This is a genomic window from Cupriavidus sp. H18C2 (genome assembly GCF_049393795.1).
Classification (GTDB): Bacteria; Pseudomonadota; Gammaproteobacteria; order Burkholderiales; family Burkholderiaceae; genus Cupriavidus; species Cupriavidus pauculus_C.
Window position 1 is genome coordinate 1,929,423 of record NZ_CP186011.1, and the last position, 18,962, is coordinate 1,948,384.

Here is an 18,962-nt window from a genome sequence, read left to right on the forward strand (position 1 = left end):
GTCAGTTGGCTCCCCGGGCGGCCAGCGCGGCGCCCAGCTGGGCGTGGCGGGCCTGTTCGATGCGCGCGACCTCGGCGGCCGGCACGTAGTAGTCCACGTCGCGGTCGTAGCTGCGGGCGATGAACGTCAGGATCATCGCCACCAGCCCGAAGCCGGCCAGCCACCAGATGTGCCAGACCAGCGCGAAGCACAGCACCAGCCCGAACGCCGACACGATGAACCCCGCCGACGTGTTGCGCGGCATGTGGATGTCCGCGTACGGCGCGTCGACCCGGTAGGCGCGGCCGGTCTCCTTGTCGTCCCAGTGCTGCTCCAGCGACGTGATCTGCGGCACGTGCGCGAAGTTGTAGAACGGCGCCGGCGACGCGGTGGCCCATTCCAGGCTGCGGCCGTCCCACGGATCGCCGGTCAGGTCGCGGTGCTGGTGGCGGTCGCGCACGCTGACAAACAGCTGCCAGAGGATCGCCAGGATGCCGCAGCCGATGACCACGGCGCCCACCAGCGCGACGATCAGGTACGGCTGCCAGTCAGGGTTGTTGTAGTGGTTCATGCGCCGCGTCATGCCCTGCAGGCCCAGCGCGTAGAGCGGCATGAACGCCAGGTAGAAGCCTACCAGCCAGCACCAGAACGCCACCTTGCCCCAGAACTCGTTCAGCGTGAAGCCGAACACCTTGGGGAACCAGAACGTCATGGCCGCCAGGCAGCCGAACACCACGCCGCCAATGATCACGTTGTGGAAGTGGGCGATCAGGAACAGGCTGTTGTGCAGCACGAAGTCCGCGCCCGGCACGGCCAGCAGCACGCCGGTCATGCCGCCCACGGCAAACGTGACCATGAAGCCGATGGTCCAGAGCGTGGACGAGTGGAAGCGGATGCGCCCCCGGTACATCGTGAACAGCCAGTTGAACAGCTTGACGCCGGTGGGAATCGAGATGATCGACGTCATGATGCCGAAGAACGCATTGACGCTGGCGCCCGATCCCATCGTGAAGAAGTGGTGCAGCCAGACGAAGAACGACAGCACGCCGATGGACGACGTGGCGTACACCATCGACGTGTACCCGAACAGCGGCTTGCGCGAGAACGTGGCGATGATCTCCGAGAACGCGCCGAAGCACGGCAGGATCAGCACGTAGACCTCCGGGTGGCCCCAGATCCAGATCAGGTTCACGTACATCATCGCGTTGCCGCCCAGCTCGGTCGTGAAGATGTGCATGTCCAGGTAGCGGTCGGCCGCCAGCAGCGCCAGCGTGGCCGTCAGCACCGGGAAGATGGCCACGATCAGGATGTTGGTGATCAGCGCCGTCCACGTGAACACCGGCATCTTCATCAGCGTCAGGCCCGGCGCGCGCATGCGCAGGATCGTCACGATGAAGTTGATGCCGGTCAGCGTGGTGCCCAGCCCCGATATCTGCAGCGACCAGATGTAGTAGTCCACGCCCACGGTCGGGCTGTACCCGAGCCCGCTCAGCGGCGGATAGGCCACCCAGCCCGTGGCCGCGAAGTCGCCGACGAACATCGACAGCATGACCAGCACCGCGCCCATGGCCGACATCCAGAAGCTCAGCGAGTTGACGAACGGGTACGCCACGTCGCGCGCGCCAATCTGCAGCGGCACGATCACGTTCATCAGGCCCAGGATGAACGGCGTGGCGACGAAGAAGATCATGATCACGCCGTGCGCGGTGAAGATCTGGTCGTAGTGGTGCGGCGGCAGGTAGCCGGCCGCCTCGCCCACGGCGATGGCCTGCTGCGTGCGCATCATGATGGCGTCGGCAAACCCGCGCAGCAGCATGACCAGCGCCAGCACGATGTACATCACGCCAATGCGCTTGTGGTCCACCGAGCAGATCCACTCGGTCCAGAGATAGCCCCACTTGCGGTAGCGCGTGATCGCGGCCAGCAGCGCGGCGCCGCCCAGCAGCACCGCCACCAGCGTGCCCATGATGATGGGCTCGTGCAGCGGGATGGCGTCGAGAGAAAGTTTTCCGAACATGATGGGTTAGCGCTCCAGCGTGGTCTGCTGCGCCGGGAGCGGCGGCATGTTGGCGCCGGCAATGGCGCTCAGGGTGACCGGGGTGTCGGCCCGGCAGATGTCGCCGTTGCCGGCCATGTACTGGTCCACCACGCCCTGGAACAGGCGCGGGTCCACCTTGCCGTAGACGGTGACGGGGTCCTTGCTGCTGGGCTGCTCCAGCCGGCGGTAGGCCGCCGCGTCCAGCGTGTGGCCCGATGCGCGGGCGCGCGCCACCCAGGCGTCGAAATCGGCCCGCGACGTGGCAACGGTCCGGAAATGCATGTCCGAGAACCCCGCGCCGCTGTAGGCCGCCGAGCGGCCGTCGAACACGCCGGGCTGGTCGGCAATCAGGTGCAGCTTCGTCTGCATGCCGGCCATCGCATAGACCATGCTGCCCAGCCGCGGGATGAACAGCGCGTTCATCGTCGACTCGGCCGTGATGCGGAAGTTGACCGGCGTGCCCACCGGGATCGGCAGTTCGTTCAGCGACGCCACGCCGTACTGCGGATAGATGAACAGCCACTTCCAGTCCAGCGCCACCACGTCCACCTGCAGCGGCGCGACAGCTGATTCCAGCGGGCGGAACGGGTCCAGCTTGTGCGTGGTGTCCCAGATGATGATGCCCAGCAGCGCCACGATGACGCACGGGATGCCCCACACCACCACTTCGATCCGGGTGGAATGCGACCAGCGCGGCGCGTACGCGGCCCGGGTATTGCCTTCGCGGTAGCGCCACGCGAACACCAGCGTCAGGATGATCACGGGCACCACCACCAGCAGCATCAGCGCCGTGGCCAGCACGATCAGGTTGCGCGTCTGCACGCCGATGGAGCCGCTGGGGTTCAGCAGGTCCCACGTGCAGCCGGTCAGGATCAGCGGCGCGATGGCGGCCAGGCAGGCGCCGGGCGGCAGGAACGATGAGGCGGCAGGACGGGACGGGGGGCGCCGACGCCCGCACGGGTCGGCTGGTGGCTTACGCATGTCAAACACCTTGGTTCGGGGGCGCAGGCGGGGCAGACCCGGCAACCGGGTATTTGTATGGATTTGCCTGCGGTGCGGCGCATGCTAAGGTAAGACAACATCCATACAAGTGGAGTCTTGTCTTGCCTACAACGCAGCCCGTGCGCCCCGGCAACCCGCCGCCCGCCAAACCCGCGTGGATCGGCGCGTTCGCGCCCGGCGCCGGGCCGCGCTACATCCAGATCGCCGGTTTTCTGGAGATGGCGATGGCCGACGGCCGGCTGGTGCCCGGCGACCGCCTGCCGCCCCAGCGCGAACTGGCGGCGCTGTTCGCCGTCGACCTGACCACGGTCACCCGGGCGCTGGCCGAGGCCCGCCGGCGCGGGCTGGTGGCGCCGCGCGGTTCGCTCGGCACCTTCGTCGCCGCCCCGGCCTTTGAACTGGCGCAGGCCGTGGACCTGAGCATGAACGTGCCGCCCCCGCCGGCCGGCATCGACTTTGCCGACCTGCTGCGGCGCGGGCTGGCCCAGGTGACGCTGCGCGCCGACGCCAACCTGCTGATGACCTACCAGCTTGGCGGCGGCACCATGCCCGACCGCGTGGCCGGCGCGCAGTGGCTGGCGCCGATGCTGGGCGACGTGGCGCCCGAGCGCGTGATGGCCAGCCCCGGCGCCCAGCCCGCGCTGGCCGCCTTGATCCTGAGCCGCACCACGCCCGGCGGCACCATCGCCGCCGAACCGCTGGTCTACCCGGGCGTGCGCGGCGCGGCCGCCGAACTGGGCCGGCAGGTGGCCACCATCGCCGTCGACGCCGACGGCATGCGCCCCGACGCGCTCGACGCCGCCTGCCGCAGCGGCAACGTCCAGCTCGTCTACTTCAACCCGACGCTGCAGAACCCCACCACCCACACGATGCCCGCGGCGCGCCGGCGCGAGATCGTCCGCGTGGCCCGGCAGCATGGCGTGCTGATCGTCGAGGACGACCCGTACTGGCTGCTGACGCCCGACGCGCCGCCGCCGCTGGCCGCCATCGCGCCGGACCAGACCGTCTACATCGCCACGCTGGCCAAATGCCTGAGTCCGGGGCTGCGCACCGCCTATGTGGTGGCGCCCGACCGCGACATGCAGGAATCGATCCTCGGCGCGCTGCGCGCGATCACGCTGATGGCGTCGCCGATTGCCACGGCGCTGGCGACCCAGTGGATCCGCGACGGCTCGGCCGCCGCGCTGCTGGCCGGCATCCGCGAGGAAGCGGCCGCGCGCCAGCAGATTGCCCGGCAATGGCTGGCGGCCAGCGGCCCGTTTGCGCCGTCGGGCATCCACGTCTGGCACGCGCTGCCCAGCTACTGGTCATCGGCCGGATTCAGCCGCGCGGCGCAGGACGCCTCGCTGCGCGTCACCGCGTCTGACGTGTTCCACGACGGCGCCGCGCCGCCCAACGCCATCCGCATCGCGCTGGGCGGCGTGCCGGACCGCGCGCAGCTATCGATGGCACTGAAGAAGCTGTCAGGCCTGCTGGCGGGCAAGCCGCCCCATGCGTCGATGCCGGTGATCTGAGCCGGCGTCAGCCCACCACGGCCAGCAGCCCGGCCACGCCGAAGCCCAGCGCGGCCAGCGCGTCGCCGGCAATCAGCCCGCCGCCCACCAGCGAAGTCGTGCTCATGTCCTCGGGCAGCGCCGCGTCGCGCGATGCCCGGCGCGCCCGGCTGTCCCACAGGCTGGCCGCCACGCCGCCGGCCGCCATCCACACGGTGGCCGGCAGGTTGACAAAGCCGCCAAACGACGACGCATACGGCGACGGCAGCACCACCGCATCGAGCACGAAATCGCAAGTCCGGCCGGCCCGGCCCGCCTGGGCAAACCGCATATAGCGCGGCCACGCGCGCAGCGCCTTGCGCAGGACCTCGGTCACCAGTCCGATACCCACGCCGATCCAGACCGCCAGCCGCTGGTAGGGCCGGTCCTCGGTCATGCTGCGCAGCGCGCCGACGATCTTGTAGGTCATGGCCGATGTCCAGCGCGCCGGCTGCTGGTCGGCCGGCAGCACGGTCTGGTCGAGCCGCAGCACCGGATAGGCATCCATGAACAGCCGCGCCAGCAGCACCGCCAGCACCGCGCCCACCACGATCCCCGCCACCTGGTAGGCAAACTGCACCGTGCGGTTGGTGCCGAGCCGCCAGCCCGTGGAGCGGTCCTGCTGCATGTCGCACGCCTCGGCCGTGGAGACCAGCAGCACCGTCGCCGCGATCAGCCCGACATGGGGCTGGCGCAGCCCCACCGCCGCCATCAGGATCACGGTCAGCACGAACGCGGACGAAATCGGGTTCTGGTCGACCATCCCCACCGAGATGCCGTTGACCAGCGCAAAGACCAGCACCAGCCCGACGGCCATCAACTGGTAGCCGACGGGCTGGTCGAACCATGCGGCGCCGCTGGCGACCACCGCCAGGCCCCAGACCACGACCCAGGCGACGATCCAGCGCTGCGGCGCCGACGCACGGCCCGCCGATCCGCCGGTGGCCCGCCGCGCGCGCTGCCAGGCACGCGCCAGCAGGAGCAGCACGTCCACGGCGGCGGCGCCCATGATCATCCCCAGCGCCAGCAGGAACGTGATCTTGCGATAGGGATCGCCCGGCGCCAGCCAGCCGATGGACACGAAGTACGGCGTCAGCGCCCACCCGGCCAGCCCGCCCACCAGCGCGGCGATGCCGATGCGCGCGCCGACGATCATCCCGACGCCGAACGTCGACGCCGACAGGTCGATGGCACCCAGCCACGCCACGCGCGTGGCCCCCACCCCGGCCAGCACGCCCGCGCCCATCCCGCCGGCCAGCCGCGCCAGCGACCGGCGCAGCAGCACCGGATCGGTCAGCGCACGCAGGATGTTGGCCACGGCCAGCCCGGACGGGAACGTGAGCTGCATGCGATCCACCAGCAACGGCGTGTAGAGCATGCCCACGCCCACGCCGTACATGCCGATGCAGAGCATGTAGCCGATCAACTGCCACAGCGGCGGCTGCGCCATGCCCATCCATCCCATCGCCTGGATGACGACCACCATGCCACCCATCCCCGCCACCGACGCCGCCGCGGTCTGGATGTAGTTGGCCCCATGCCGCCCCGCCGCGCCATACCCGGCCGTCACCGCCGAGCCAAGGATGCCGGCCAGCACCTGCCCGCCCACGAAGAACCCCAGCGAGAAGTTCATGTACGCCGCCGCCACGCCCCCCAGCGGCCCCAGCACGAGCATGCCGGCCGCGCCAAGCAGCAGGTGGTAGGGCCAGGTGTGGGGGGTGGGCAGGCGCATGGCTCGATTGTGGCGGCGAATCAGGGTGGTCGGCAATTGGCCGGCTGGCCCTCACCCCCGGCCCCTCTCCCGCAAGCGGGAGAGGGGAGCAAACCGTGAGCGATCGAAAGACCTGCGGGGTTCTCCCCTCTCCCGCAACGCGGGAGAGGGGCCGGGGGAGAGGGCAGGCGCATGCGTACCGCCCCCGCCAAAAACAACACCCACCTGCAAAAGCGTACCCATTTCTGCGCCCTCCGCCCCGCCACAGCGTACCCATTTCTGCGCCCCGCCACGCCCGCCGATCCCGACTGATAATCGCCCACAACACCGGCGCGCCGCAGGCAGCCCGGCGCCCCCGGGCATAGAATGCGGGGTCGGCCCTGGCCGGCCTTTACGACTTTCCTCTCTCGATCCGCTGTCACGCATGAAGCCCGCCCTGCTCGTCCTGGTCCAGCTCGAACCGGACCACCTCGTCCTCGTTTCCCGCCAATACGACGTCTGCTACGCGCCCGATGCCGCGCAGCGGGCCGAAGCCATCGCCAGCAAGGGCGGCACGTTCCGCGCGGTGCTGACCAACGGCACCACGGGCCTGACGGCCGCGGACGTTGCCGCCATGCCGCAACTGACGCTGGTGTGCGCGCTGGGCGCCGGGTACGAGAACATCGACATCGCCGCCTGCCGGGCGCGCGGCATTGCCGTGGGCAACGGCGCGGGCACGAACGATAGCTGCGTGGCCGACCACGCGATGGCGCTGCTGCTGGCCACCGTGCGCCGCGTGCCCTCGCTGGACCGCGCCACGCGCGACGGCATCTGGCGCACGACCATCGCGCTGCCGCCCAATGTGTCCGGCAAGCGGCTGGGCATCATCGGGCTGGGCACGATTGGCCGGCGCATCGCCCAGCGCGGCCAGGCGTTCGATCTGGAGGTGGGCTACCACAACCGCCGCCCGCGCGAGGACGCTCCGTACCGTTACTTTGCCGATGTGATGGCGCTGGCCGAATGGGCCGACTACCTCGTGGTCGCCACCCCGGGCGGCCCGGCCACGCGCCATATGGTCAATGCGGGCGTGCTGCGCGCGCTGGGGCCGGGCGGCTACCTGGTCAACATCGCGCGCGGCAGCGTGGTAGACACGGCCGCCCTGGGCAACGCGCTGCGGGCCGGCCAGCTTGGCGGCGCCGGGCTGGACGTCTACGAGAGCGAGCCCGAGCCGCCGGCCGAACTGTTCGATTGCCCGAACGTCGTGCTGACGCCGCACGTGGGCGGATGGTCGCCCGAGGCGGTGCTGGCATCGGTGAACCAGTTCCTGGAAAACGCCCGCCGCCACTTTGCCGGCGAGCCGCTGGTGGCCCCGGTGGGCTGACGCCCCGGCCTCAGCCGACGGCCGGAAACACCACGCGCACGCGCAGTCCCGGCGCCGCGTCTTCCAGCGCCACCTGCGCGCCGTGGGACTGCGCCACCTCGGCGACGATGGCCAGGCCCAGGCCGCTACCGCCCGTGGGCGCGTCGGGCGCACGGTAGAAGCGGTCGAACACGCGCGCGCGTTCGTCGGGCGGGATGCCGGGGCCGTTGTCGGTCACCACCAGTTCGATGCCGCGCCCGGTGTGCGCCACGCAGACGTCGACCCGGCCGCCGCGCGGGATGTAGTGCAGCGCGTTGTCGACGAGGTTGGTCAACAGGATGCGCAGCGCGTCGGCATCGCCACGCACCGTGACCGGCCCCTGCGTGCCGCCATCCTCCAGCCCCAGGTCGATGTCGCGGTCGATGGCCGCCTGCGACATCTGCACCACCACTTCGCCAGCCAGCGCCCGCAGGTTTACCGGTTCGTGCGGCGGCGGCGCGGCGCCGGGCTCCTGGCGCGCCAGCGTCAGCAGCTGCGCCACCATATGCGTGAGCCGCTCCAGCCCCTGCCGTAGCTGGCCCAGCGCCGCCTGCCGCGCGTCGGCGCTCTCGGCGCGCTCCACCAGCTGCGCCTGGAGCTGCAACGCGGTCAGCGGCGTGCGCAGCGCGTGCGCGGCATCGGCCACGAAGGCGCGCTGGGTGTCGATGGCATGGGCCAGCCGTGCCAGCAACTGGTTCAGCGCGGCCGACAGCGGCGCGATCTCGTCGGGCATGTCGCGCACGGCCAGCGGCGCCAGCGTGTTGGCATCGCGCGCGCGCACCTCGGTGGCAATCTCGCGCAGCGGACGCAGGCCGCGTCCCACCGCCATCCACACCAGCCACGCCAGCAGCGGCAGCAACAGCAGCAGCGGTGCCACGGTGCGCAGCGCCATATGGGCCGCCAGCGTGCGGCGCGCGCTGAGCGGCTGGGCGATCTGCACCACGGCCGGCCCCAGCTGGACGCTGTAGATGCGCCATTCGCCCGATTCGGTCTGCGCGTTGGTGAAACCCAGCTCGGCGCGCGGCGGCAGCGCCGGGCGGGAATGCGACAGATAGAGGCTGCGGCCCGAGCCGTCCCAGATATGGATCACGACGTCCTCGTCGGCGCGCAGCAGGTCGGCGCCCGTGGCACTGCCGCCGCCATCGAACGGCGGCGCCATCGGGGCCTGGAACTGGCTGGGCAGCGCGGCGGCAAGCTGCTTCATCTGGTAGTCGAACAGCGCGTTGGCTTCCTGCCGCGCCTGGCCGTAGATCAGGCCCGTGGCCACGGCGATGCCCAGCGCCAGGCCCGCCGCGAGCCACCACAGCAACGTTCGCTGGATCGATCGCATCAGTCGGCCGCCTTGCTGGCCGCGTCATCCAGCTGCGGCATCAGGTAGCCGACGCCGCGGATGTTGCGGATCAGCCCCGCGCCGAACTTGCGGCGCAGCGCGTGGATATAGACCTCCACCGTGTTGCTGCCGACCTCGTCGTCCCAGCCGTACAGCCGCTCCTGCAGCTGCGGCACCGACCAGACCTTGCCGGGCCGGGCCATCAGCGCCGACAGCAGCGCGTACTCGCGCGCCGACAGCCGCACCGGCGTGCCGGCCTGCGTGGCCTCGCGCGTGGACGGGTTCAGCACGATGTCGCCGTAGCGCAGTTCCGGCTCCGCGCGGCCTTCGGCGCGGCGCGCCATCGCGTGCATGCGCGCCACCAGCTCCTGCAGGTCGAATGGCTTGATCACGTAGTCATCGGCGCCGGCGTTGAGCCCGGCCACGCGGTCCGCCACGGCGTCGCGGGCGGTGACGATCAGCACCGGCGTGCGCACGTTGCGCGCGCGCAGCGTCTTGAGCACGTCGATGCCCGAGCGGCGCGGCAGCCCCAGGTCCAGCAGCACGAGGTCGTAGCCGCCATCGGCGCGGGGGCCGTGCTGGTCGGACGCGGCGTCCAGCCCCGCGTCGCCATCGGTCACCCAGTCCACCGTAAAGCCCTCCTGGCGCAGCGCCGTCTTCACGCTCTCGCCGATCATGGCATCGTCTTCCACCAGCAGGACTCGCATGGTCGTCGGCGCTCAGGTGGCGGGGTGGCGCATGTCACCCTGCAGCCGGTCGGCCAGCGCGCGGGCCAGGCCCGGCAGGGCCGGGAATTCGGCGGCAATCACGAACACGGGCACCTCGGCCAGGTACTTGCCCATGCGCCCCTTGTCGACAAAGCGCGCGTTGAACGGCGAGGCATGGAACGCCTGCACGAAGCGCGGCACGATGCCGCCGCCGATGTAGACGCCGCCGCGCGCGCCCAGCACCAGCGCGATGTCGCCCGCCACCGAGCCCAGCAGCCCGCAGAAGGCGTCGAACGCGCGGCGGCACAGCGGGTCGCCCTGCTTCAGCGCGCCGTCGGTGACCTGCGCGGGCGTGAGCAGCGTATCCAGCGGCGTACCCGTTTCTGCGGACAGCGACGCGTGGATGTGCGACAGCCCCATGCCCGACAGCAGCCGCTCGGCCGACACCCGGCCCAACTGGTCATGCGCGGCGCGCCAGGCAATCCATTCGTCGTCCGTGACCGGCATGACCTCGATGTGGCCGCCCTCGCCCGCCAGCGCCACCGCGCCGCCGCCAGGGGCCGGCACGAGGCCGGAGACGCCCAGCCCGGTACCCGGGCCGATCAGCGCGCGCGGCGCCGTGGCCACGGCCGTGCCGGGCCGCACCTGCACGATGTCGTCGTCGGACAGGTGCGGCAGCGCCAGCGCCAGCGACGTGAAGTCGTTGATGGCCACCAGCGTCTGCAGCGCCAGCGACTGGCGCATGGCCTCGACCGAGAACGCCCAGTTGTGGTTGGTCAGCTTGACGTGGTCGCCCGTCACCGGGTTGGCCAGGCCGATGGCGGCATGGGCCGGCCGCGCGTCGTCGGGCAGCGTGGACAGGTACTGGCGCATCGCCGCTTCCAGCGACACGTGATCGGCCACCTTGTAGGCCGTGACCGCGCCAATGCGCATCGGCGCGGTTTCCAGGGCAAAACGGACATTGGTGCCGCCGACATCGGCCAGCAGTCTGGGATAGGACATGTGGATCGCTGCGTGGATGCGTGGATGCGTGGATGCGTGGGGTGGGATGGCGGGTCAGCCGCCTTCGGTGCGGAAGATGTCCACGCCGCGCCGGTGCCGGGCCAGCACGACGCTGACGGGCAGCGACGGCGTGGGCGCCTCCAGCGCGCGCGCCAGCACCGCGTTCTTGCGCGCGCCCGAGATGGCCAGGAAGGTGCGTTCGGCGGCCAGCAGCGCGGCCAGGTTCAGCGTCACGCGCGCGTGCGGCGCCACGGACGGATGGGTGACCAGGTAGCCGGGCTGCGGCTCGGACAGGCCGGTCTGCAGCTCCGGCGCGTCCGGGAACAGCGACGCCGTGTGCCCGTCCTCGCCCATGCCCAGCACCACCACGTCGGGCTGCTGGAAGCTGGCGTTCAGGCGCTGCACGGCCTGCAGCGGCGCGGCGGCCTCGGCGTCGTCGCGGATCAGCGGCGCCCAGCCGGCCACGGCCGCGCCCTCGCGCAGCAGGTGGCTGCGCACCAGCGCGCCGTTGCTGTCGGCGTGGTCGGGCGGCACGGCGCGGTCGTCCACCAGCGTCACGGTCACGGCGTCCCAGCGGATGGGGCGGTAGCGCAGCCGCTCGAACATCGGCACCGGCGACTTGCCGCCCGATACCGCCAGCACGGCCCAGCCCTTGGCCTTGATGACGAGGTCCAGCGCATGGCTGACCGAGATGGCCAGCGATTCGGCCTGGTCCATCAGCGTGGGATGTTCGAACTGGCGCATGGCGCGGCTCCTTTCGGTCGGGATCAGACTTCCTCGTGCCAGAGCGCGCCGTCGCGCGACATCAGCGCCGTGGACGCCGCCGGCCCCCACGTGCCCGCCGTGTACGGCTTGGGCGGCACGGTGCTGGCGTCCCAGGTGTCGATGATCGGCTCCACCCAGCGCCACGCCTGCACCTGCTCGTCGCGCCGCACGAACAGGCCCAGCCGGCCGCGGATCACGTCCAGCAGCAGGCGCTCGTAGGCCCCGGCGCGGCGCGCCTTGAACGAGTTGGCGAAATCGAGATCGAGCGAGGTGGGCGTCAGCTCCAGCGTGTCGCCGGCCTGCTTGACCAGGAAGTACAGCCTGATGCTTTCCTCGGGCTGCAGCCGGATCACCAGCCGGTTCTGCGGCGACAAGCCCAGCGGCTTGGGAAAGATGGCGTGCGGCACGTCGCGGAAGTGCACCACGATCTCGGCCACGCGAGACTGCATGCGCTTGCCGGTGCGCAGGTAGAACGGCACGCCTTCCCAGCGCCAGTTGGCAATCTCGGCCTTGATGGCGACGAACGTCTCGGTGCGGCTGTCCGGCGCAATGCCCTGCTCTTCCAGGTAGCCCACCACGGGCTTGCCGGCGATGGCGCCCGAGCGGTACTGGCCGCGCACGGTCTTCTCGGCCACGTCCTGCGGCATGATGGGCTTGAGCGCCTTGAGGATCTTGATCTTCTCGTCGCGGATGGCGTCCTCGCTGAGGCTGGCCGGCGGCTCCATCGCCACCATGCACAGCAGCTGGAGCAGGTGGTTCTGCACCATGTCGCGCAGCGCGCCGGTCTGGTCGTAGAAGTCACCGCGCTTCTCCACGCCCAGTTCCTCGGCAATCGTGATCTGCACGTCCTGCACCCATTCGCGCCGCCACAGCGGCTCGAACAGCGCATTGCCGAAGCGGATCGCCATCAGGTTCTGGACCGATTCCTTGCCCAGGTAGTGGTCGATCCGGTAGATCTGGTCCTCGGCAAAGTACTTGCCCACGGCCGCGTTGATGGCCTCGGACGAATCCAGGTCGTGGCCGAGCGGCTTCTCCAGCACCACGCGCACGTTCGGCGTGTTCAGCCCGGTGCGGGCCAGCTGTTCGCAGATCGGCACGAAGATGTGAGGCGCCGTGGCCAGGTAGCAGACCACCACCTCGGGCTTGCGGGCCAGCACCTTCTGGGCCAGCGCGTCGAAGTGGGCCGGCTCGCGGGCGTCGGCCTGCACATAGCAGATGCGGTCCAGGAACGACGCCCACGCCTCGGGCGGCGCGTGCTCCAGGCCGGGGCGCACGGTGTCTTCCAGCGTGGCCTTGTACTGCTCGGTGGTCTGCGGATGGCTGCCCGTGGCCAGGATGCGGGCCGACGGATGCAGCACGCCGCAGCGGTGGGCGTCGAAGAGGGACGGCAGCAGCTTGCGCCGCGCCAGGTCACCGGTGCCGCCAAACAGCACCATGTCGAAATCGGGCATGCTCACCCTGGGCTCCTTCGGGGGATCGCCCCCGGCAACTACTGAGTGCCGCCGGGCGGCGCATTTGTTCCAGTGATGTTACGTCACTCATGGCCGCTTGGACAGGCGGGCGCGCCGCCAGGCAGCACGGGCGTACCCGTTTCTGCGGGCCGCGCCGGCGGGCCGGATGCGGAACATCCGCCCCCTTTCGTCACTCCCAACGGCTGGCAGTCCCCATTCGATGACGCCGCCGTGACGGTGGCGCCCCGTTTTTTCGGCTACGCTGAGAATCGCCCTTTCAGGAGATCACAATGCCCCGCCACCCCGTTCTGGAGCAGGTCACGGCCCGTATCGTGGCCCGCAGCGCCGCCACCCGGCAGGCGTATCTGGACCGCACCCGCGCCTTGGCCGGCCAGAAGGTCGAGCGCGCCAACATCTCGTGTACCAACCTGGCCCATGCCGTGGCCGCCATGCCCGACGAGGCCAAGATCCGCCTGAAGGCGCAGGAGCGGCCGAACCTGGCCATCGTGTCGGCCTACAACGACATGCTGTCGGCGCACCAGCCGCTGCAGGCGTTTCCGCAATGGATCAAGGAAGCCGCGCTCGAAGCGGGCGGCACGGCGCAGTTCGCGGGCGGCACCCCGGCCATGTGCGACGGCGTGACCCAGGGGCAGGACGGCATGGACCTGTCGCTGTTCTCGCGCGACGTGATCGCGATGGCCACGGCCGTGGCGCTGTCGCACCAGATGTTCGACGGCGTGCTGTGCCTGGGCGTGTGCGACAAGATCGTCCCCGGCCTGGTGATGGGCGCGCTGTCGTTCGGCCACCTGCCCGCCGTGTTCGTGCCGGCCGGGCCGATGACCACGGGCATGAGCAACGACGAGAAGGCCCACATCCGCCAGCTCTACGCCGAAGGCAAGATCGACCGCGCCGGGCTGCTGGAGGCCGAATCCAGGTCGTACCACGGCCCCGGCACCTGCACGTTCTACGGCACGGCCAACTCAAACCAGATGCTCATGGAAATCATGGGCCTGCACCTGCCGGGCACCGCATTCATCAACCCCAACACGCCGCTGCGCGAGGCGCTGACACGTGAATCGGCGCGCCACGCACTGCGGCTGGTGCACGGCGGCGAGCGCTACACGCCGATTGCCGACGTGCTGGACGAACGCGCGTTCGTGAACGGCATCGTCGGCCTGGTGGCCACGGGCGGGTCCACCAACCACACGCTGCACCTGATCGCCATGGCCCGCGTGGCCGGCATCCAGCTTACGTGGGACGACTTCCACGAGCTGTCCGCCGCCGTGCCGCTGCTGGCGCGCGTCTATCCGAACGGCAAGGCCGACGTGAACCAGTTCCAGGCCGCCGGCGGGCTGTCGCTGGTGATCCGCGGCCTGCTGTCGCTGGGGCTGCTCCATGACGACGTGACGACGATTGTCGGGCGCGGGCTGGCCGACTACACGCGCGAGCCGACGCTGCGCGAGGGCCGGCTGACGTGGGCCGACGGCCCGGAGAAGTCGCTCGACGACACCATCGTGCGCGGCCCCGACCAGCCGTTTGCGCCGGACGGCGGCATCAAGCTGCTGGACGGAAAGCTGGGCCGCTGCGTGATCAAGACGTCGGCGGTCAAGCCCGAGCACCAGGTGGTGGAGGCGCCGGCCATCGTGTTCCAGCATCAGGACGACGTGCTGGCCGCCTTCAAGCGCGGCGAGCTGGAGCGCGATTTCGTGGCCGTGCTGCCGTGGCAGGGGCCGTCGGCGTGCGGCATGCCCGAGCTGCACAAGCTGACGCCGACGCTGACGCTGCTGCAGGACCGCGGCTTCCAGGTGGCGCTGGTGACCGACGGCCGCATGTCGGGCGCGTCGGGCAAGGTGCCGGCCGCCATCCACGTCTGCCCGGAAGCGCTGGCCGGCGGGCCGATCGGCAAGGTCCGCACCGGCGATATCGTCCGCGTGGACGCCCCGGCCGGCGTGCTGACCGTGCTGGCCGCCGACGACGACTGGGCCGCGCGCACCGTCCAGATCCCCGATCTCACGGCCAACCGCCACGGCGTGGGCCGCGACCTGTTTGGCGGGTTCCGCAAGCACGTGGGCACGGCCGAGATGGGCGCGTGCTCGCTGTTCGCGGACGAGGGCTGAGGATTGTTGGTTATTGCCCTCTCCCGCCTGCGGGAGAGGGGTCAGGGGAGAGGGCCGGCGGCTCAAAATGCGATGTGGTCGGCAAGCAGCGCCTCAACGCCCTCTCCCCCAGCCCCTCTCCCGCGTTGCGGGAGGGGAGACCACCATCGCTGGAATTCGGCTGCGAGCTCGACGTCCCGATGTCTTGTTCCCCTCTCCCGCCTGCGGGAGAGGGGTCAGGGGAGAGGGCCGGCGGCTCAAAATGCGATGTGGTCGGCAAGCAGCGCCTCAACGCCCTCTCCCCAGCCCCTCTCCCGCGTTGCGGGAGAGGGGAGACCACCATCGCTGGAATTCGGCTGCGAGCTCGACGTCCCGATGTCTTGCCGCGCGCCCAAAGCGTACCCAATTCTGCGTGCTAGTTTGGCCGTCCGCGATACGGCAGGCTGCGGGCGTCGCCGTTGCCCGATTCGGCCGGTTCGGCGTCTTCCATCTCGGGCACGTGCACTTCCTGGATCGGCACGGCGATGCGGCAGCCGGCGCCTTCCAGCACCGACTTCAGCCGCGCGAAGAAGCCGTACTGCACGGTCCAGAAGTTGTCGTTCGACGTCCAGTAGCGGGCGTTCAGCGTGACGCCGCGGTCGGTGTAGCGCACTACCATGACTTCGCGCCGCGGCTCGGGTAGCAGGCGCTTCTCGCTGTCGAGCATGGCGGCCAGCGCGTCCAGCCCGGCCTGCACGGGGCTGTCGAAGGTGACGGTGACCTCGATGTCCATCCGCCGCGTGGGGTTCTCGCTGTAGTTCATGATCGGGCTGCCCCAGATCTTGCCGTTGGGCACGCGCAGGCAGACGCCGTCGAACGTCTGCAATTCGGTCATGAACAGCCCGGTCTCGCGCACGGTGCCGGCCACGCCCTGGGCGTCGATGTACTGCCCGACGCGGAACGGCCGCAGCAGCACCAGCATGATGCCGGCGGCAATGTTCTGCAGCGTGCCCTGCAGCGCCAGGCCGATGGCCAGGCCGGCGGCGCCGAGCATGGCGATGATGCTGGCCGTCTGCACGCCGAACTGGGACAGCACCAGCACCACGGTCAGCACGCGGATCACCCACTGGGCGACGCTGGCCAGCATCGGGCGCAGCGTGTCGTCGACATGGGTGCGCTGCAGGGTCTGGCGCAGCGCGCGGGCGGCGCGGCCGGACAGCCACCAGCCGATGGTCAGGATGGCCAGGGCCGCCAGGCAGTTCAGGCCCTGGCTGACGGCGAACTGGGTCAGGTAGGCCCAGGTGGCTTCCAGCTTGGCGTGATCGATCAGGTTCAGGTCCATGCAAAGGCTCCGGGTGGCAAACCCCGCCAGACTTGCGAAGGCTGTGCCAGCCGGGCCGCCCGGCGGCGCCCGGGCGTACCCGTTTCTGCGTGAGCCAAAGCCGCGCAACGGCTGGCGGCGAGCCGGGGTGTCGCGCAGGCGGGCGCGCCGCCGGCGTCACTATTGCTGGCGGGGCGGCCCTGCGAGTGCAGTCTTTACAACGCGGTGGGAATTGTTGCCGCCCCGCGCCATTGGCCGGGGGTGACGCCGTAGGCAGCGCCGAAGCGGTTGCTGAGGTGGCTGGCCGACGCAAAGCCGGCGCGGGCCGCCACCTGCTGCAACGACAGCCGGCGGTCGTCCAGCAGGCCCCGCGCCCGTTCCAGCCGCGCCCGCATGACCCAGGCGTGCGGGGCCATGCCAAACGAGACGCGGAACATCCGCGCGAAATGGAATTCCGACAGGCCGGCCAGTTCGGCAAGCTGTCCGAGCGTGGGATTGTCGGCCGGATGGGCGTGGATCCAGTCGGCCACGCGGCGCCGCGCCGTGGCGGACAGCCCGCCGCGCCAGTCGGCGGACGGCCGGCGCGCACCATGGGACAGCAGCAGGTGCGTCACGGCCTCGTGCGCCATGGCGTTGCCGATCATGCGGCTGTCGGGGTCCTGCCAGTCCAGCGCCACCAGCCGGCGCGACATCGCCACCAGCCGGGCATCCTCGGCGAACAGCCGGTCCTGCAACTGCAACGCGCGCGGCTCCGCATCGAGCACGCGCACGCAGTGCCACGCCAGGTGCTCGGGCTGGAAGTAGAGATGGAGAAAGCGCTGGGTGCCGCCGACGTGCCAGGCCGATTCATGGTCGGCCGGCAGCAGGCACAGCCGGTCGGGGCCGCCCTTGCGGTCCGGCGCGTCGCGGCGATAGGTGCCCTGCCCGCCTTCCAGGTAGACCGACATCGTGTGGTGGCCCGGCCGGGCGTAGGCGGTGTCGTCCTGGCGGTTGCGCCATAGCGCCAGGCCCAGGCCGTCGCCCAGCACGCAGGCGCGCTCCAGCGACGCACGCGACTGCGTGAGCGCGGAGAACACGGCGTTGCCGCTGAGGGGCTGGGGGGCGTCGGGCATCACGTGACTCTATCCCAAATCGGGGGCGATGGCGGGCGGATGGCGGACCCGGAGGACCACCCGCCATTCACGCAGAAACGGGTACGCGCGGCCATCGAAAAAGGGCGGTCTGGCCGCCCTGTCGGTCCTAGCGTGCCGCCGCCGCGCCCTGCCCGGCCTTGGGTTCGGTGGGATGGTCGTGCAGGCGGTCGCGGCTGGTCAGCGCCGGGAACAGCTTCATCCAGACGCCCACCACCAGCAGCGTGCCGGCGCCGCCCAGCAGCACCGCGCCTACCGGGCCCAGCAGCGCGGCCGTGACGCCCGATTCGAACTCGCCCAGCTGGTTCGACGCGCCGATGAAGACCGAATTAACCGCGCCCACGCGGCCGCGCATGTCGTCCGGGGTATCGAGCTGCACCAGCGTCTGGCGCACCACGACGCTGATCATGTCCGATGCGCCCAGCACCACCAGCGCACCCATCGACAGCGGCAGCCACGTGGAGATGCCGAACACCATCGTCGCCACCCCGAAGATGGCCACCGCGCCGAACATCACGCGGCCCACGCGGCGGTTCAGCGGATGCCGGGCCAGCCAGAGCGCCGTGACCAGCGCGCCGATGGCCGGCGACGAGCGCAGCAGCCCCAGGCCCCACGGCCCGGTGTGCAGGATGTCGCGCGCATAGATCGGCAGCAGCGCCGTGGCGCCGCCGAGCAGCACCGCGAACAGGTCCAGCGACACCGCGCCCAGCAGCACCTGATGGCTGCGGATGTACGCAAAGCCGGCAAACAGGGTCTTGACGCTGACCGGCGCCGTCAGGCGCTGGGCCGCCTGGCGCAGCTTCAGCGTGAACACCAGGCCCGCCGCGATGGCGAACAGCACGGCGCTGATCGTGTAGACCACGCCGGGGCCGGCCACGTAGGCAAACCCGCCCAGCGCCGGGCCGATGATGATGGCCGTCTGCGCGGCCGAGCTGGACAGCGCCACGGCACGCGGCAACTGGCGCGGCGTCACCACGCTCGGCAGCAGCGCCTGGAACGTCGGCATCTCGAACGCCCGGCAGCCGCCGATGGCCGCCACAAACAGGAAGATGTGCTCGCTGGTGACCCAGCCCGAAAAACTGGCCACGGCCATCGCGGCCGCGATGACGGCCTCCAGCATCTGGCAGGTGCGCACGATGATGCGGCGGTCGAAGCGGTCGGCCACGTGGCCGGACATCAGCAGCAGCACGATCGACGGCAGGAACTGCACCAGCCCGACCATGCCGAGCATGAACGGGTCGCGCGTCAGGTCGTACATCTGCCAGCCCACGGCCACCGTGAAGATCTGGTAGCCGATGGTGGTACAGAGCCGCGCGAACCAGAAATGCCGGAAGGCGGGGTCGCGAAAGACGGTGTCCGGCTCGTCGGCCGGCTGCGCAGGGGCGTTGGACATGGGGCGAAGGGGCGCCGGACGGGCCGGGCGGATGCAATGTACGCAATCGCGTACAAAGCTCGGGATTCTAGCCGAGCCCGGCCGATCGCGCCGGCCGAATGTTGTATCGGCAACGATACATCGCGGCCGGGGGCGCCCCGGCCCCCGC

Annotated in this window: 14 protein-coding genes; 3 read left to right on the forward strand and 11 right to left on the reverse strand. The window is 70.7% G+C overall.

The features are described from left to right. Position 1: 1 nt before the first annotated feature. Both cyoB and cyoA read right to left on the reverse strand, forming a co-directional pair. Positions 2-1,996, reverse strand: a complete 1,995-nt coding sequence (cyoB, locus tag EPAKOI_RS25215; RefSeq protein WP_423194033.1) for a cytochrome o ubiquinol oxidase subunit I — start codon at positions 1,994-1,996, stop codon at positions 2-4. Positions 1,997-2,002: 6 nt separating this feature from the next. Then, entirely contained in the window at positions 2,003-2,998 is a 996-nt protein-coding gene (gene cyoA, locus EPAKOI_RS25220) for a ubiquinol oxidase subunit II (RefSeq protein ID WP_423194034.1), read from the reverse strand. A gap of 122 nt (positions 2,999-3,120) precedes the next feature. Between cyoA and EPAKOI_RS25225 the strand changes: the two genes are divergently transcribed. Continuing rightward, positions 3,121-4,533, forward strand: coding sequence for a PLP-dependent aminotransferase family protein (locus tag EPAKOI_RS25225; RefSeq protein ID WP_423194035.1), 1,413 nt, complete (start codon positions 3,121-3,123; stop codon positions 4,531-4,533). Positions 4,534-4,540: 7 nt separating this feature from the next. Here the strand turns inward: EPAKOI_RS25225 and EPAKOI_RS25230 are convergent, their stop codons facing one another. Then, positions 4,541-6,283, reverse strand: a complete 1,743-nt coding sequence (locus tag EPAKOI_RS25230) for an OPT/YSL family transporter (protein ID WP_423194036.1) — start codon at positions 6,281-6,283, stop codon at positions 4,541-4,543. A gap of 403 nt (positions 6,284-6,686) precedes the next feature. On the opposite strand from EPAKOI_RS25230, the gene EPAKOI_RS25235 reads away from it, so the two are divergent. Further along, entirely contained in the window at positions 6,687-7,622 is a 936-nt protein-coding gene (locus EPAKOI_RS25235) for a 2-hydroxyacid dehydrogenase (protein ID WP_423194037.1), read from the forward strand. Positions 7,623-7,632: 10 nt separating this feature from the next. Here the strand turns inward: EPAKOI_RS25235 and EPAKOI_RS25240 are convergent, their stop codons facing one another. Genes EPAKOI_RS25240 through zwf form a run of 5 tightly spaced genes read right to left on the reverse strand, consistent with a single transcriptional unit; the run spans position 7,633 to position 12,895 of the window. After that, entirely contained in the window at positions 7,633-8,970 is a 1,338-nt protein-coding gene (locus EPAKOI_RS25240; RefSeq protein WP_124685772.1) for an ATP-binding protein, read from the reverse strand. Next, positions 8,970-9,677, reverse strand: a complete 708-nt coding sequence (locus tag EPAKOI_RS25245; RefSeq protein ID WP_124685773.1) for a response regulator transcription factor — start codon at positions 9,675-9,677, stop codon at positions 8,970-8,972. The genes EPAKOI_RS25240 and EPAKOI_RS25245 overlap by 1 nt, the downstream gene beginning before the upstream one ends. Positions 9,678-9,689: 12 nt before the next feature. Next, positions 9,690-10,679 carry a glucokinase gene (locus EPAKOI_RS25250; protein ID WP_423194038.1) on the reverse strand — a complete coding sequence of 330 codons (990 nt, stop codon included), beginning with the start codon at positions 10,677-10,679 and terminating at the stop codon, positions 9,690-9,692. A gap of 54 nt (positions 10,680-10,733) precedes the next feature. Further along, the gene (gene pgl / locus EPAKOI_RS25255) at positions 10,734-11,423 is read right to left on the reverse strand and encodes a 6-phosphogluconolactonase (protein ID WP_313839381.1); all 690 of its coding nucleotides are present in this window, start codon (positions 11,421-11,423) and stop codon (positions 10,734-10,736) included. Between the two features lie 23 nt (positions 11,424-11,446). Further along, positions 11,447-12,895: a glucose-6-phosphate dehydrogenase gene (zwf, locus tag EPAKOI_RS25260; protein ID WP_423194572.1), complete on the reverse strand. Its 1,449-nt coding sequence runs from the start codon at positions 12,893-12,895 to the stop codon at positions 11,447-11,449. Positions 12,896-13,185: 290 nt separating this feature from the next. Here zwf and edd point away from each other — a divergent pair, with 290 nt between their 5' ends. Then, a complete protein-coding gene (gene edd / locus EPAKOI_RS25265) occupies positions 13,186-15,012 on the forward strand; it encodes a phosphogluconate dehydratase (RefSeq protein ID WP_423194039.1) in 1,827 nt (608 codons plus the stop codon). 394 nt (positions 15,013-15,406) lie between these two features. Here edd and EPAKOI_RS25270 read toward each other — a convergent pair whose 3' ends face one another. The 3 genes from EPAKOI_RS25270 to EPAKOI_RS25280 form a co-directional block, all read right to left on the reverse strand. Continuing rightward, complete coding sequence (locus tag EPAKOI_RS25270; protein ID WP_124685778.1) at positions 15,407-16,312, reverse strand: mechanosensitive ion channel family protein; 906 nt, start codon at positions 16,310-16,312, stop codon at positions 15,407-15,409. A 194-nt stretch (positions 16,313-16,506) separates the two neighbouring features. Beyond that, positions 16,507-17,403, reverse strand: coding sequence for a helix-turn-helix domain-containing protein (locus EPAKOI_RS25275; RefSeq protein WP_423194040.1), 897 nt, complete (start codon positions 17,401-17,403; stop codon positions 16,507-16,509). Between the two features lie 127 nt (positions 17,404-17,530). After that, entirely contained in the window at positions 17,531-18,814 is a 1,284-nt protein-coding gene (locus EPAKOI_RS25280) for an MFS transporter (protein ID WP_124685780.1), read from the reverse strand. Between the last annotated feature and the right edge of the window lie 148 nt (positions 18,815-18,962).